Source organism: Corynebacterium sp. NML180780 (genome assembly GCF_007786415.1).
Taxonomy (GTDB): domain Bacteria; phylum Actinomycetota; class Actinomycetes; order Mycobacteriales; family Mycobacteriaceae; genus Corynebacterium; species Corynebacterium gottingense.
Genome location: NZ_VNKN01000019.1, coordinates 23,258 through 38,414, shown reverse-complemented (window position 1 = coordinate 38,414; position 15,157 = coordinate 23,258). Strand labels below are relative to the sequence as shown.

The 15,157-nt window shown below is 51.1% G+C and carries 11 protein-coding genes; 4 read left to right on the top strand and 7 right to left on the bottom strand.

What is annotated here, in order from left to right; genetic code table 11:
• The 5 genes from FPP74_RS11480 to wecC form a co-directional block, all read right to left on the bottom strand.
• Positions 1-167: transposase (locus tag FPP74_RS11480; RefSeq protein WP_144718483.1), on the bottom strand; the 167-nt coding region annotated here is incomplete at its 3' end.
• A gap of 621 nt (positions 168-788) precedes the next feature.
• Positions 789-1,658, bottom strand: coding sequence for an ABC transporter ATP-binding protein (locus FPP74_RS11475; RefSeq protein WP_095553543.1), 870 nt, complete (start codon positions 1,656-1,658; stop codon positions 789-791).
• Positions 1,645-2,562: an ABC transporter permease gene (locus tag FPP74_RS11470; protein WP_144718650.1), complete on the bottom strand. Its 918-nt coding sequence runs from the start codon at positions 2,560-2,562 to the stop codon at positions 1,645-1,647. The genes FPP74_RS11475 and FPP74_RS11470 overlap by 14 nt, the downstream gene beginning before the upstream one ends.
• A gap of 570 nt (positions 2,563-3,132) precedes the next feature.
• The gene (locus FPP74_RS11465) at positions 3,133-4,068 is read right to left on the bottom strand and encodes an NAD-dependent epimerase/dehydratase family protein (RefSeq protein ID WP_095553538.1); all 936 of its coding nucleotides are present in this window, start codon (positions 4,066-4,068) and stop codon (positions 3,133-3,135) included.
• Between the two features lie 114 nt (positions 4,069-4,182).
• Positions 4,183-5,433 (bottom strand): UDP-N-acetyl-D-mannosamine dehydrogenase, encoded by a 1,251-nt coding sequence (wecC, locus tag FPP74_RS11460; RefSeq protein ID WP_233126946.1) that lies wholly within the window; start codon positions 5,431-5,433, stop codon positions 4,183-4,185.
• A 141-nt stretch (positions 5,434-5,574) separates the two neighbouring features.
• On the opposite strand from wecC, the gene FPP74_RS11455 reads away from it, so the two are divergent.
• Genes FPP74_RS11455 through FPP74_RS11440 form a run of 4 tightly spaced genes read left to right on the top strand, consistent with a single transcriptional unit; the run spans position 5,575 to position 11,226 of the window.
• Positions 5,575-6,894 (top strand): UDP-glucose/GDP-mannose dehydrogenase family protein, encoded by a 1,320-nt coding sequence (locus FPP74_RS11455; RefSeq protein WP_186439444.1) that lies wholly within the window; start codon positions 5,575-5,577, stop codon positions 6,892-6,894.
• 35 nt (positions 6,895-6,929) lie between these two features.
• Complete coding sequence (locus tag FPP74_RS11450; protein WP_144718647.1) at positions 6,930-8,555, top strand: glycosyltransferase; 1,626 nt, start codon at positions 6,930-6,932, stop codon at positions 8,553-8,555.
• Positions 8,556-8,560: 5 nt separating this feature from the next.
• Positions 8,561-10,576 (top strand): glycosyltransferase, encoded by a 2,016-nt coding sequence (locus FPP74_RS11445; RefSeq protein WP_095553540.1) that lies wholly within the window; start codon positions 8,561-8,563, stop codon positions 10,574-10,576.
• Positions 10,576-11,226, top strand: coding sequence for a hypothetical protein (locus tag FPP74_RS11440; RefSeq protein ID WP_144718644.1), 651 nt, complete (start codon positions 10,576-10,578; stop codon positions 11,224-11,226). The genes FPP74_RS11445 and FPP74_RS11440 overlap by 1 nt, the downstream gene beginning before the upstream one ends.
• 312 nt (positions 11,227-11,538) lie before the next feature.
• Here FPP74_RS11440 and FPP74_RS11435 read toward each other — a convergent pair whose 3' ends face one another.
• Together FPP74_RS11435 and FPP74_RS11430 are read right to left on the bottom strand one after the other, a co-directional pair.
• A complete protein-coding gene (locus tag FPP74_RS11435; protein ID WP_095553541.1) occupies positions 11,539-13,449 on the bottom strand; it encodes a glycosyltransferase in 1,911 nt (636 codons plus the stop codon).
• Between the two features lie 2 nt (positions 13,450-13,451).
• Entirely contained in the window at positions 13,452-14,957 is a 1,506-nt protein-coding gene (locus FPP74_RS11430; RefSeq protein WP_158221615.1) for a glycosyltransferase, read from the bottom strand.
• Positions 14,958-15,157 lie beyond the last annotated feature (200 nt).

Genomic DNA, 15,157 nt, shown 5'->3' with positions numbered 1-15,157 from the left:
TGGGCGACGCTGTCACGGTACCAGGCGCGTAACGTGTGGTGGGACACGCCAAGAAGCTCTCCGACTTCCTCGTACGCGCGTTGCCGTGAGCAGGACTCCAGACGGACCATCTCTAGGACTTGATGGACCGCCTTCTCCTTGAATTCGGCGGAATACTTTCTGGGCATAGTGCCAATCCTTCCTTAGCAGAGGTAGGAACTAAACCCAGGACGCTTCATTTTGCACCGGAAAAGCACCGATACCACTTGGACAAAGAAACACTGCCTGGCCGATCACACCGGTAGCAGACGCAAACTCACAGATCTTAATTCCCGAAACAACTTGAGATAGTGTCTTGGTTTCTACGTCCTACAAAGTCCGAAAATAAGCTAAAGCGCATCTCAGATGAAATGGTACGTCCACCAGCCGGATAAAACCCTTAAACGTCCGACCCGCCAATCGGTGCTCTCCGAAATGTTAGTTTCTTTTGGTGTGGCCGTGTGATTCGAGGGCCGGTTCCTATTCTCGCCCCAAGCCGGCCCAAAGCCCTCTGAGTAACCCCTGCTCGTTCAGCTGCCCTCTGAGATTCACGCTCAAGCCTTACCAGCTTTGTGACTTCGCCTGCCCCAATTAGCGCAATCCCGACCCCATCTATCACAGATTGGAACCTGAGCCCACGCCTAGAAGCCCCAATTCGAGAAGCCACCATTGTCACGAACCCGAGGGCAGTAAGCCCAAGATTAATCCGAAAGAACTGAGGAAACTGCATGGCAAATACTCTACCCGCATACGTAACATGGAAACCACAACTATAGCTCTTTGACAGTCTTAATACTCACGACCGATAAATTACGCTGGACTTCCTGAAGAAACTCAGAAGATTTCACCTTCTTCCCTTCCCTCAAAAGCCCGGAAAACTCAGAGTATTGAGACGTAATCTCATCCGTCGGCCCATCCGCGATCACATCTCCCCGATGAATCCAGATACACCTATCACATGCACGTTTTACCGCGGCAAGCGTATGCGACACTAGGAAAATATTCCCAGCATCCTCCAAAAGCGAATCCATACGCTCCTGCGCTTTAGAGCCAAATGCGGAGTCCCCAGTTGAAAGCGCCTCGTCGACGAGCAGAATTTCCGGTCGCACTGCAGTAGAAATCGCGAAACTAAGCTTTGACCCCATACCTGAGGAATAAGTACCCATGGGGCGTGTTGCAGCCTCGCCTAACTCAGCCCATTCAATAATTTCAGGAACCGTGTCCCGCGCCTCCTGTGCTCGCATCCCCAACGCGAGAAGACCTAAGTAAGCATTCTGCTCACCCGTCAACCAACTTTGGAGTGCTGGTGCCACACCAAGAAGCGTCGGCTGGCTTGAAACATGAATGACTCCGGTAGTTGGCGCCTCACTTCCGGAAATTATCCGGAGCAGAGTCGATTTACCCGAGCCGTTACGCCCAATAATACCGATGGACTCACCTTTTCTTGCCACAAAACTAACGCCCCGCAACGCGTCAACTGTTCGCGAGCGCTTGTGTTTCCCAAAATTCCGACCACCGCTAGCAGCAGCTCCAGTGAGCACATATTCCTTGCCTAAACCCTGAGCCACAACAGCAGGCTCATCCACAACCGTCTCCTGCAGGCCTCCACGCAAACTACCTTGCCAGTCACTGTCGGACATTTATATACCTCTCTTCAGCACCCCAAAAAAAGACCAATCCCACGACCAGAAGACCCACACCCCAACCGGTAAGCGTCAACCACGTAGTTAAAGACGGGACAACAGAATACAAAACACTATCCCTTACCGCGTCGAGACAAACATAACCCGGGTTATACGAAAACAGAGCGTAAAGTGTCGGCGAATGAGCGAAGCGCTCAAGCGGGAAAAAAATTCCAGAACTAAAGAACCAGCCCCGGAGACCAACATTAATAATGACCTTAAAATCCGGAAGAAACGAGGTAATACGCGCCACGATAAACATCAGGCCAGTCCCGAACGCCCACATCAACAGAGTCAAAGGTACGACAAAAATAATCGTCCAGGACAATGGCTTATTCCACTGCGTAACCAACCCCACAAAAACAGCCACGAGCAGTGTCGGCAGATTATCGATAAGATATCGCAACGACTGGGAGAAAACCAGTGTCGCTTTAGGAAAAGAGAACGCCTGAATGAGATTCCTAGAAGTTTGAATCAGAGACTGCCCACCATTGACAAGAGACGTCATAAACCCAAAAAACGTGACACCAAGAATCAAAAACCCGACAAAATTATCAACACCCCGCGATGTTTTCAGCAGGAAACCGAAAATCAAACCGTACATCGCAGCATCCAACATCGGCTGAGCGATCAGCCAAAACCTCCACAAGTTGTAGCTCTTTGCCGTACGGAAAGCACGATACCGCGCGTCTGTAACAATAAAATACCGCCGCTCCCAAAGCTGAGCCATATAAAGCGGCAGCGCAGGACGAACATTCAGCTTGCGCATCCGCCGCATATTGACCACCAATGTCTCAGCAGCGACACCCTCTGACGAACCACCAACACCAGCGGCACCCGATTCCGAGCGACTTCGACCCATTCCCAGACTCCTCTCAATCTATAATCCAAATACTACGAGCTTCGGTCAGAACTACCACTGTTCCTGATTCGCCCAAGGTAGTTGGCAGCATTCCTTCTTTAACGTCGCTTATGTAGATTTCTGTGCCTGTTTGCCTGTGGCACAGCGCAACGGGCAGCGGCACGTTAAGATGACGAATCCGCCATCATAGGCTGTGAAGGATTCCACGACGTTATCGGCTACGCCTCCGACATATCGCCTATTCAAGACAATGAGGGTACGGAATCGAACACAGGGAATGCACCTTCTTGGCGCACCCGAGCATAATCCAAGAATCGCCACAAGTTTGGTGGTTGCGTCGCCACCATCGTTCCTGTGGGGTATCTTCGGAAGGCAATCCCTACTGGGCCGGCGCACTACAGATGTTGGGACGAGTGAAGTGCTGTGACAATTTAGCGTCGCTCACCTTTTTGCACGCCCGATTCAGGATGTCCGCTTGCTCACAAGACTAATCTCATATGGCCTGCCAGGTTGGGCCCTACCTCCTGACGGACACCCCAGCGAGAATATCCACCGCCATAACGAAAAATCCTAGCTATTGCGAAAATAATCCACGGTGCGTCGTATGCCCTCATCCAGAGACACTAGGGGCTCCCATCCGAGAACGTTCTTTGCCTTTTCAGAAGAAAGCGACGATCGCGCGACGTCACCTAGCCGTGCTGGTCTACTGGTGGGACGGTCGACAGAACCTACCGCTTTCGCTACTGCAGAGTGCAGTTCGCTGTCAGTTGTTTCAGTTCCAGAACCAATGTTGAACCTTTCTCCGTCTCCTTTTATCCCGGCAGCTAGGCAAAAGGCGCGCGCAACGTCTTCGACATACACATAGTCGCGGGTATTAGTACCGCCCCCGAAAACGCATGTTTCCGTTCCGTCCAGAAGATGGCGAGCAAAAATCGCAACTACGCCCGCCTCACCAAATGGGTTTTGTCGCGGCCCGTAAACGTTCGCAGGTGCGATAAAGCTAGTTTGAACTCCATAAAGGTGCCTGTACACGTTCAGGTACAGCTCGCCTGCGACTTTCGAGGCTGCGTAAGGAGATTTCGGATCCACAGGAGCCTTCTCGCAAGTCGGTAGCTGCTCAGGCTCCCCGTAAATCGAGCCGCCCGAAGAGGTATGGACAACTTTACGTACCCCGCACTTCCTCGCTGCCTCAGCTATTCGAATTGTCGCGAGTACATTAGTTTCCGCGTCTAAAATCGGATCACTAACGGATTTGCGTACATCAATCTGAGCAGCGAGGTGAAAAACCACTTCCGGCTCGACGCTGTTGAAGATGGATTCGAAATCAACATCTCGAATATCTCGCTCGATCAGATCTACTGCACCATTCGAGGAGTGCTCCGCCAGATTAGATGTTCGTCCACTACTCAGATTGTCAACGACCGTTACAGTGTGGCCGTTTCCTACGAGTTGATCCACCAAATGTGAACCAATGAATCCCGCTCCCCCGGTAACTAATGCACGCATCCGATTTCCCTTCTAACTGATTATCTAAAACTTCAAACGCACCAGGCCTCGCCCGTAACTGACTATACAAGCAATATCTCCAAGTCAGTTGTATTAGACCGGCGTCACATTGCCTTAGCTGCTCCATTTGCCCGTGAAATCCAACAACTGGGCACTTGCAAACAGGTCCTGATCGACGGTCAGAAACTGCTTGTGCCCCACCAGCATTACAGCCAACGTACTTTCATCGAGCGCCTTTTCAACGCTTACCAACGTAACGTTTGCAAGATCTTTTAATGCCGGGGGTAAACAGGTTACATACGGCTCAACTACCATTACCGAAACAGCAGGGTTCCGTTCGGCAACGTTTCGTACAATTTCCAGCGATGGCGATTCGCGCAGATCACCTACGTCCGCTTTGAATGCAAGACCGAACACGGAGAGCGCCTTAGACTCATTGGAATCAATGGCTTTTTGTATCTCTTCGACAACGAATGTCGGCTTAGAATCATTAACCGCTCTAGCTGCATGTATCAATGGTGCACTGGAGGCAGAGGCCGCCAAAAACCATGGATCAACCGCGATACAATGACCACCAACTCCAGGGCCTGGAGAGAGAATATTCACCCGCGGATGGTGATTCGCGAGCTCTATCAATTCCCATACGTCGACGCTCAATTCGGCAGAAATCAACGATAGTTCGTTTGCAAATGCGATATTGACATCGCGAAATGCATTCTCAGTTAACTTCACCATCTCAGCAGTTGTAGCATTTGAACACCTGATGCTTCCAGTTACGAAATTTGAGTAGAGCGCCTCAGCCATGAGAGTGGCAGTTTCTGTGGTACCACCAACCACACGGTCGTTCGCGGGCATTTCCAATGTTATTTTCCCTGGGATCACGCGCTCAGGACAATACGCAAAATAAACACTGTTATCCCTCCCTTCTTCGAGGCTAAGGTCCGGACGTTGACCGAGAACCCTGCGAGCAACTGTTTCAGTTGTCCCAGGGGTAGAAGTCGATTCGAGAATAATCAACTCACCTCCCCTCAGGTGAGGTGCAATCGCATCGACCGCCGATTTTATGTAGCTATCATCGAACGAACGCCCCTTGCCCAACGGCGTCGGAACAGCAATAACGAAGGCTTCTGACGGCTCGACGACCCCGCTGACTTGCAGTAACCCGCTATCGAGCGCATCACACAACAACGGCGAGAACCCCGGCTCATCGAACGAGGCTTGTCCATTGTTGAGCGAGTCAAGAACCCGACTACTAGTGTCCACACCCTGCACCGCTAACCCGGCGTTTGCGAAGAACACAGCAGTTGGAAGGCCAATATATCCGAGGCCGACGACTGTCAACTGGGTGATGGGCGACTGCTCCACGTTTGTATCCTTTCATCCTTTTACCGCATACACTACTCACGTCGTGACTACAGTTTCACTGAGGGCAAAGGCTAACGCGACCTAGCGCAACTTCATCCCCAAAGAGGACATCCAGAATGAAACAAGGCATAATGTCCACTTATGCGGATGACAGTAATTGGAACTGGTTACCTAGGCGCGACCCATGCGGCTTGCATGGCCGAACTCGGCCACGAAGTGCTCGGCGTAGACCTTGACGAAAGTAAAATCGAAGCACTGAGGAATTCAAAAGTTCCGTTCTACGAACCAGGGCTATCCAAGATCCTCAAGCGCAACATCGACGCAGGTCTTTTGGATTTCACGAAGGACTATGCCGAGGCTGCCACTTTTGCAAACGTGCACTTCATCGGAGTTGGTACTCCACAGTTGCGCGGCTCATACGCCGCTGATACTCGCCACGTCGAGGCAGTGATCGACAGCCTGGTCCCCCAGCTCGAAGGCGAGCACCTAATCGTGGGTAAATCCACAGTACCCGTCGGCACCGCGTCCGCGTTGCAAGAGCGGGCCAACGCACTGGCTAAGCCCGGAGCGACCGTGGAGATTGCCTGGAATCCCGAGTTTTTACGCGAGGGCTACGCAGTCAAGGACACTCTCCAACCAGACCGCATAGTCCTCGGCACGCACGGCAGCAGCAACGCTGAAACCATCGTCCGGGAAGTTTACGCCACCCCACTGGCAAATGACACCCCCTTCATCTTGACAAATCTGCAGACTGCGGAACTGGTAAAGGTTTCCGCGAACGCGTTTCTGGCAACCAAGATCTCCTTCATTAATGCAGTGAGCGAGGTTTGCGAAAAAGCCGGCGCAGACGTGGTTCAGCTTGCGGATGCCATCGGTTACGACGATCGAATAGGTCGAAAGTTTCTGGGTGCCGGCCTTGGCTTCGGTGGTGGCTGTCTCCCTAAGGACATCCGTGCATTCATGGCGAGTGCGGGCGAGGTCGGGGCAGATCAGGCCCTGATGTTCCTACGCGAGGTCGATGCAATCAACATGCGTCGTCGTCAGCGTGTGATCGACCTCGCACGCGAGGAGCTCGGCAGCCTTAGAGACCGAAGAGCCACGGTTCTCGGAGCAACATTCAAGCCAAACTCTGACGATGTTCGCGATTCGCCAGCGCTTGCCGTAGCAGATCAGCTTTCCCTTGCCGGCGCCTCGGTGCGAGTCTACGACCCTCACGGCATGGATAATGCGCGCAAGGTCAACTCCACTCTTGACTACGCCACCTCGCTCGAGCACGCTCTCAGCGGAGCCGAAATTACTATCCTGGCGACAGAGTGGCGGGAATTCAGGGAGATGGATCCTGTCTGGGCAGCGAACCTCGTTGACAGGCGATTGCTAATCGATGGGCGAAACGTTCTTCCCATTAGCGATTGGAAAGCCGCCGGGTGGAAGGTTCGTGCCCTCGGTCGGTCTGTAGGTTAATTTCGACAACTGTACCGGAAGAAAGGACCCCAGTTTTGGCACGGTCAAGCAGCAAGGCAATCGATTCCATCGTCTATTTTTTGGAAGACGCGTCGGCGTTAGGGGGTGTGCGAAAACACGTTATTGACTCTGCCAGGGAAATGACTCGAAGGGGATTCAAGGTATCCATCGTTTCCCGCTATTACTCTGCAGACATCCTTTTGGAAGGTGCCCCGACAGAATTTATATACGAGCCCGGATATCAAGAGCTCGTCAGGTCTCCGAAAAACACCGGATCTGATGAGGCTATTTTTTCGGCACGGATTCGAGCCAACACCAAAATTAATCAATTTTTTGGCGGACTCACTAGCAGTACTGTGGTGATCGCTGTCCAGTATGGATGCTTGGTCGATCTCGAGCATGCCAATTTTCTACGAAAAGCTGATCGCCAATTTCATTTGATCGGCGCATACCATAGTTCATGGAATTATGCTAAAGAAGCTGGCTACCTTCGCCTATTAGAACGACTTCTTCAGGCGTGTGATCGCGCGGTCTTTTTGACGTCGGAGGATCTTTCAAAATTTGAAGCTGACGGCATCACCAATGGAATGTCAATTCCGAATGCGATTGAAAATCACCTTGGCCCCCCGTCGGCGAATCGTGATGCAGCCTGTGTATATGTCGGTCGTTTGCATGCAGAAAAAGGCGTAGAAGAATTAGTGAACGTGTGGGCGGATGCGATCGCCAGCAACCAGGGGTATCCGGCTCTGAAGATTTACGGCACTGGCCCACTGGAAGGGCGCCTCAAGCAATTAGTATCAACAAAGGGCCTCTCGGAGTGGGTCGAACTCTGCGGTTTCACTTCCCGCCCGCAGGATATCCTTAGCCAGCACCGCATGGTAGTCTCCTGTTCACCACGAGAAGGTTTTCCAATGATGCTGCTGGAAGCAGGTTCTGTTGGAACCCCCTGTGTGGTCTACGATGCAGGACCGGGGACACGCGAGTTTGCAAGTTCCAGGGGGGCAGGTTTCGTCATTCCAAAAGGTGACCGGACCCGGTTCATGGAAGCTGTGGCTGACCTTTCCAAGGACGATGAGCTCTGGAAAGATCGATCGAAAGCAGCCCTTAATGCAGCGTCCGACTACTCCCCAGATAAGATATACACCCAATGGGAACAATTGATCGCGGTGCTTTCTGGTGCCTATGATATTGTGCCCACTCCCCGCGTAAGCACCCCACCTTCACAGGAAGAACCTACAGAGGACGAAATGTCAGAACCGAACACACACCCCAACCATATTGCGAAATACGTCATCCCCACAGCTGTGGATTTTTCGTCAAGCTCATTAATCTTTAGCTTCTCAACGAGGGTAAACCTCAAAGACTACGTCGCTGCATTCCGCTATTGGGATGAGAGGGGCGAACCCCTTCGCGATAAAGTTGACGCCTTGAACTATTCCGATTTTTTGCAAGCTCCTTTCGCGTACGTCCCCGACTCAGACGTATACGGGCCAGACAATCCGATGCTACTGCCCCTGGAAGTACCACCAGGGGCGGCTAGAATGGAAGTGCAGCTACACCAGTGGGGTAAGCAAAGCGACCCGCGAAAAGCAGTGACCGTGTTCCTTAAGCAGAAAACCACCTCGGGCACTGTCTCCTTTAAGCTACCGGAAAGCGAGTAAAACGAGTGAATACAGTATCTGTCGTCATTGGGTTCAAAAATTGGGGGCTCGAGCGTCTAAGCATTTCACTGGCGTCACTTGTACCCCAGGTGGAAAAGGCCGAAGGTGAGGTGATCGTAGTTGATTATGGCTCTGACGAACCGGAAGCCGTTGAGACGGTCGTTCGGTCGGTCGGCGCGAGAACAGTTCGCGTAGAAAATGGCAACCCCTGGTCGCGTTCCCGTGCCCTCAATGCAGGATTTGCCGCATCAACTGGACGAATACTCATCAGCACAGATGCGGATATGATTTTCACCCCGAATGCCATTAGTGGCATATTGAATCGATTTAATGCCACTACCTCCCGGGTGAGCATCCTCCAATGCAAGGACCTACCGGAGTATATGGATGCAGAGTATTTTGCCGGGTTGGACTCCATTGATTTCGATCAGTGCGAAGCTGAATCGCTTTTCCGGCCCAGATACGGCATGGGCGGAATGATCGCTTGCACTCGCGAGGCTTACCTCCGCGCTAGGGGCTTCGATGAACGGATGCATACGTACGGTGGCGAAGATATTGATTTCGCACAGCGGTTGCGGAAACTAGGGTACCGATTTGACTGGATTAGTGATCCTGAAATTGCTATCTATCATATCTGGCACCCATCATCGAGAGCGGCCAGCGAAAGCTATTTGGAAGGATCCAATGCTGTTCGCAGAAACTCAGAGATCCTCGTCAGCGATCATAGCCCAATAAGAAACCTAACCCGATGGACGCATAAGCCATCAGATGCCAGACCTCTGGTTAGTGTGGTGATTTCGACTAAAGATAGAGTTCACTACCTGAAGGAGGCACTTGCGTCTGTACTCATCCAAACCGTTCAAGATTTTCAGCTAGTCGTGATTGACGATGGATCAAGCGACGGAACCTGGGAGTTCCTAAGCTCAATCCGAGACCCACGGATCACCATCCATCGAACCGACGGTATCGGTTTAGCAGCTGCTAGGAATATTGGAACGAGTCTAGCTACTGCAGACTGGATCATCATTCACGATGATGACGACATAATGCTTCCTACACGAGTCGAAGACCACTTCACAGCCTTGTCTGAGGACGTTGACGGCACTTACGGGGGATGGGTCGATTTCGAAGATAAACCCGGTGGAGGATTTGAAGTGTTTCCGGGCCGTGAGTTTTCGGAGGATGCGATCCGATTCGGCGGACAAGTATACCTTCATCCGACGTTGATGCTGCGTCGTGCACTAATGCAGTCAACGCCTTACGATGAAACTTTCCGATCAGGTTCCGATCTGAACATGGCGCTTCGAATGCTTCGCAACGGCATGAAACTCAAACATACCGGCAAGCTCGCGATCTTACGGCGCCTTCATGAAAAACAGGTAACTCATGCTGACAGCGGTTATCAAAGAGCATCTTGGGCAACCTCTAAGCAATTTGGCCACCCCAGCGTTTCCCTTCCGCAAAGCAAATTCAAGCGAAAGGGCGCTGATTCAAAATCGCCTCGGGTAGCCGTAAGCAATAACACCCCGAAGACCCTGCTTTCCCTTTACGGGCCTTCAACTCGCTCAAGTCGCAAGGTGTTCGCCTATCGAACGCACACGACCAACGCTATGCCACATGAGCATCAGCTTTCGGGTGAATATGCCGTCCTGTCGCAAGACGGAAGAGCCCACCACTCCTGGGGAGTGTTGGAGGATTCCAGTTGGTCCAGCATTTTTGATCTATCAGAAGCCGGATACGATATCGAACTCTTCGACAACGCATCCGCAAACACAGATTGGATGGTTCGAAAGGGACTCTACCGTGCCGTTGAGACGGCGGTCGGTAAACCCGGGATGTATCTCGTCAAGGTCCAAAATACCGTCGACGATGCAGCTGATTCGCCAGCCCTGGAGTTAGTCACTCCTAGGGGAGAGCGGTCGTGGATAAATATCTACAACGTAGAACCAGAATTTGGCCCCATGGTGTATGACTTGGTAGGAGATCAAGACTTCCTTTTGACGATTGAAGGTGAAAAGTAATGAAGTTTAGTTATTCGTTTGACGATATAGTTGGCTTCAGCGATATCGTTGGAGTCCCCGAAGACTACGACGGGAGCCCAACACCGAGAAAGCTCCAGAGCGAATTCATTTCTCCCCGTCCGATCCCGCCTAACGTCCTAGCCACTGCGGGAGTTCTTGCCTTTCGACCTTTCATTGAAGGCAAGGTCAGCGTAGATGGTGAAATCGACCGGCCCGTTGCAGAAAGCCTCCAAAGCTACCTGGAGCAATCATTCGTTCACTTTTCCGCTGTAACTTTTAGGCCGAAAGATCCGAACAGGCGACCTAACTCAGCCCTCCTGAACACAACATCGAGTGGCCTCACATTGCCGCCGATCGACAACAGCTTCGATCAGGATCGCGAGTTTCAACTTACTTTCCACGATTCGAGCAAGCGCGTTGGTTGGAGCATGGACCTGCCCAACATTGACATTCCTTCTAACGCAGGAGCATTCGCTGCCCCCTACGCCCCCTTTACGCGCGAATGGTGGTCACCATTTATCGCGGTGACTGTACTATTTGCAGAGGCATTCGAGATTGGCACTGTCCGTCTACCCGTATTTAGGGGGCAAGGTGAACGGGCACTTCGAGACGTCTTGCGCTCAATTGACATGCGGTTGGTGATCGGTTAGTTGTTATCCAGTACCGCGTGGTTCATTATCCGTGACTAAACGGGACATACTTGGGGGCCGAAAATGATTCATCTTCGGCCTCACTTTTCAAATGCGAACAAGGCCACTCTCATCAGTAGTTGATTTCCGCTTGATTGGACTGCGTGCGTCCCGGAACTGCTTGCAGCTAAAGGTTATATTAACCATATCTCGTTTAAATGTTTAAAGACACTGCAGACAGAATCAGCCCCGTAAAAACTGGCCGTCGGTGGCTAAATTCCTGACTGCCCCACCGTCTCTGACCAAATCTTACCCTAAACTTATAAAAGCTGGCTATCGACTTTCTCCAGAAGCGTGACCGTACAGTTGCAGCAACGCGGCTTTGCCTCCAGCTTGAATCGACTCAAACTTTCGTAAGTTTCTGCACGAAAGAACAAATTCAACCATTGATTCATGATCGGGAAGGATGAATTCCGCCGGGTAAACAAAGGACGCTCCCGGCCACGGCCTAAGTACTCCGATGCCGCCGGCAAAGAATATTTCTGTGGCAGACACATGTGAGCCTTCGATGTCACTCAATGATAGTACAATGCCAAAGTTTGCCAGTTCTCGCTTTGGATTTACCCAACCTGCAAAATCAACGGCTTCTCCGAGATCATGGTCTTCGATATACCGTTGGCACTCTCGATAATAAGCCATCTCATCGGAATCGTTCGCGACCCACGGTAGATCAGATGGGTGTTTTCCGAGCAAAGTCAGGGTGTATTTAGGGTCTTTTTTTCGCAAGTCGGCCAATAGTCTTAGTGCCCTATGAAGGCCTTTCAGCTTTGGCACAACTCCCACCATCGCTAGCCTGTAGACGCGGTCACCATCATCACCTTGAACATACTCATTAATAGCTAGGTAGTTCGGATGGTATTCGATCTTCGTTCGCGGTATGCCGAAAGACAGTTGTAGCTCATCCATCAAGGCAGGTGCAATCACTACAAATTGATCAACGTTTTCTACCACTACATGCAGGCCGTAATTCCTATTCAGCTCAAACCTATGGACACGAATAGACAAGCGCTGATGAGGAAGCTTGTGCTCTGAATACCAAACCGCGTTACCGAGCATCCATTCACAGAAGATTACATCCGCCCAGGTCAAAAGCTCAATGCTACGACTTTCGTCGTGCTCGTCATGATCCGCCCAATCATCGAATCTAATATTGTATTGTCGCTCAAGAAGTGGCGTCGCCGGACGGATAAATTTCATGTCATGCCCGGCAATCACCATTCTTGGTTTTATCGACTGCAGAAACTCTTCGTACCTATCCGCAAGTATGAAGTCCCGGATCTCACTGTACCGATCACGATATGTATATTCAGCGACTACAGGGTAGCTCCGCAGAAGGTTCCCGAGGAGACGAAAAGCACTTCTACTAAATCCGCTGCGGTTTATTTCAACCATGCTTTGGATTGCCGATTGCAGAGCGACCTGCCCCCGTACAGCAAAGTAGTCAATGCCCAGCTCCATCAGAATCTGTTGGGACCTTGACCACGCTTCGACATGGTTTAGCATTTCAGCATCTCCGTACCGCTGAGTCGCCGAAATTTGTCCCCGTACGGTCGAAGCGTCATAGATGTACAGTGGCTCATTAGAGTATTCAACATCGCCTACAGCAAGAGCTTCATAGAGGAATACGGCATCTTCCGCCATATGTAGATCCGTGCACCACGTCAAGGAGTTCGCCGTTAGAAACTCGCGAGAGTATACGGCGGTCGGAGTGGTACTATGAAAACGGACGATAGCCTCTGCCCGTGCACTGCGGGTCCGCGCCTTTTTCCAACTCTCAATTACATTCATTACCCGATCCCCGCTGTCATCCCGACGTATCAAAGGAGCCCGGACAAAGTCAGCACCTGTTAGTCGTGCTCTGTCGAGCGCAGCAACAACACCTTCCGGAAGAAGCTCGTCGTCCGCATCCAGGTAAATCACATAGTCACCAGTTGCGAGGGTCAAACCGATATTCCTTGGCTCAGAGGGCGATCCAGAATTATGTGAGAGACGCTTGGTCGTGGCCCAATCTCTTTGGCTATAGAAATCGAGAATTTTGCCGTATGATCCGTCGGATGAGCAGTCATCGACGAACACAACCTGAATATCCATCAAGTCACGTAGAGCGTCAATAGACGTTAAACATCGTTCCAATTTCGGACCGGGATTGTAGATTGGAACAATTACGCTCATGTCTTGCTTCACTTTTAGCCCTCGTCTACTAGAAGTTGTCCGAAAGAGGAACCTTTCAAAATGGCTCCCAAAACTTCGTGGACTGCCCCTTCAGACACCAGGGTCGGCCCCATAAGGCCACGCTGCACCACATTGTATGCCTGTTGTTGATCTCCCGCGAATGCAACAGGATACGATGAATACTGGGAGTGAAGCAGTAGTTCCCGAGTTATAGTGTCTAAGTCCATAAAGCCCGGTATTTCATTCGAACATAATATAAGAAATTGTTCTGCATCTATTGCCCGAAGAACCTCTCCCCCGTGAGGAGCATCTTCTGCCAAACGAATCACTTGAACACCGTTACGGTTGTAGTCCCTTAGTAAAAGGCCATAGTCGAAAGGCTTAATAGCTGGGCCAACGATAATCACCCGATCTTTAATCGTTTGATCGTTTAGATTACACAACGTATCAAAGACCCGATCAATGTCGTGTACATCAGCAAGTACCGCGACAGCTGCAACATGCGGCGAAGTTGATTCGAAGGAAATGCCTGAGACCCGAACTATCTCCTCGAATCGTTTAGCATAGGTGTGGTCGCGCAGGACAGTACGAAGATTCCTTCTCCGCCACTCGTCTATATCTCCTCTACTCAATGAATCCAGAGCGCCCGGATCGCGATCAAGGAAGAGCACCGTATCCCCGAACATTTCGTCGATGCCCCTTGAGTAGTTAGATAGAACAAAAGTATTGCAAGCCATTAGCTCGAAAATCCGACGAGCGAACATCGTGTCCGACTCCGTTTCAGTATTGATAGTAATACCAAAAACGGATTCTTTATACGCCTTAGCCACGTTTTCCCCGGATAGCGGGGGAAAAACATATGGCGTGTAACGGAGTGGGTACTTGTGTGTGTTGTCGTCTCTAAAGTAGAAAAACCTGTCATAGATTTTAAGCTGGCGATTAGAGTCAATGACCGTGTCAAAAATGTGCTCCATGTCTTCGCATCGTTGGCTATGGTTCTGATACCAACCACCAGCGAAAACAGCATCATCAGTTCGCTCAGCTACCTCTACCGGGTTAAACAGCTTAGGTTGCGCCGCGAATTGCAGAACATGCACGCTAGGGTGCCCGTGCTCATCTCTATAGCGACGTACACAGTCAACGTCTGTGGTAAAAATATGATCAAACTTGAGAGCTGTATCGACAAAATTATGAACCCGATCGTCGAAATGTGATGGGTCCTCTTTGTTCCAGAAGACTGTCGGGATGCCCTGCTTCTTACAATAATCAAGCATTTCAAATAGGACAGTTCGATTCTCGTGCGGAAAGTTTTCCGAGGCATAGACTTTTCCCTGCCAGGGTCGCCTTTCTGAATCATGGCCAGACCACGCAGATTCACATAGAAACAGCTGAGGCGATAACTGATCGAATTGTTGTCTCCAATTATTCGGAGTTACTGACACTAGATTGCATTCAGGAGCGAAACTCTGGTACGAAAATTCGTCCAAAACTGCAGCGACGCGAATATCCTTCAGCTTCAAGCTATTTGTTAGTTTCTTTTGGTGTGGCCGTGTGATTCGAGGGCCGGTTCCTATTCTCGCCCCAAGCCGGCCCAAAGCCCTCTGAGTAACCCCTGCTCGTTCAGCTGCCCTCTGAGATTCACGCTCAAGCCTTACCAGCTTTGTGACTTCGCCTGCCCCAATTAGCGCAATCCCGACCCCATCTATCACAGATTGGAACC

Excerpts from the sequence above, each read along its gene's own strand:
- FPP74_RS11475 (WP_095553543.1), bottom strand. The coding sequence starts at position 1,658 with ATGTCCGACAGTGACTGGCAAGGTAGTTTGCGTGGAGGCCTGCAGGAG.
- FPP74_RS11470 (WP_144718650.1), bottom strand. The coding sequence starts at position 2,562 with ATGGGTCGAAGTCGCTCGGAATCGGGTGCCGCTGGTGTTGGTGGTTCG.
- FPP74_RS11465 (WP_095553538.1), bottom strand. The coding sequence starts at position 4,068 with ATGCGTGCATTAGTTACCGGGGGAGCGGGATTCATTGGTTCACATTTG.
- FPP74_RS11455 (WP_186439444.1), top strand. The coding sequence starts at position 5,575 with ATGCGGATGACAGTAATTGGAACTGGTTACCTAGGCGCGACCCATGCG.
- FPP74_RS11440 (WP_144718644.1), top strand. The coding sequence starts at position 10,576 with ATGAAGTTTAGTTATTCGTTTGACGATATAGTTGGCTTCAGCGATATC.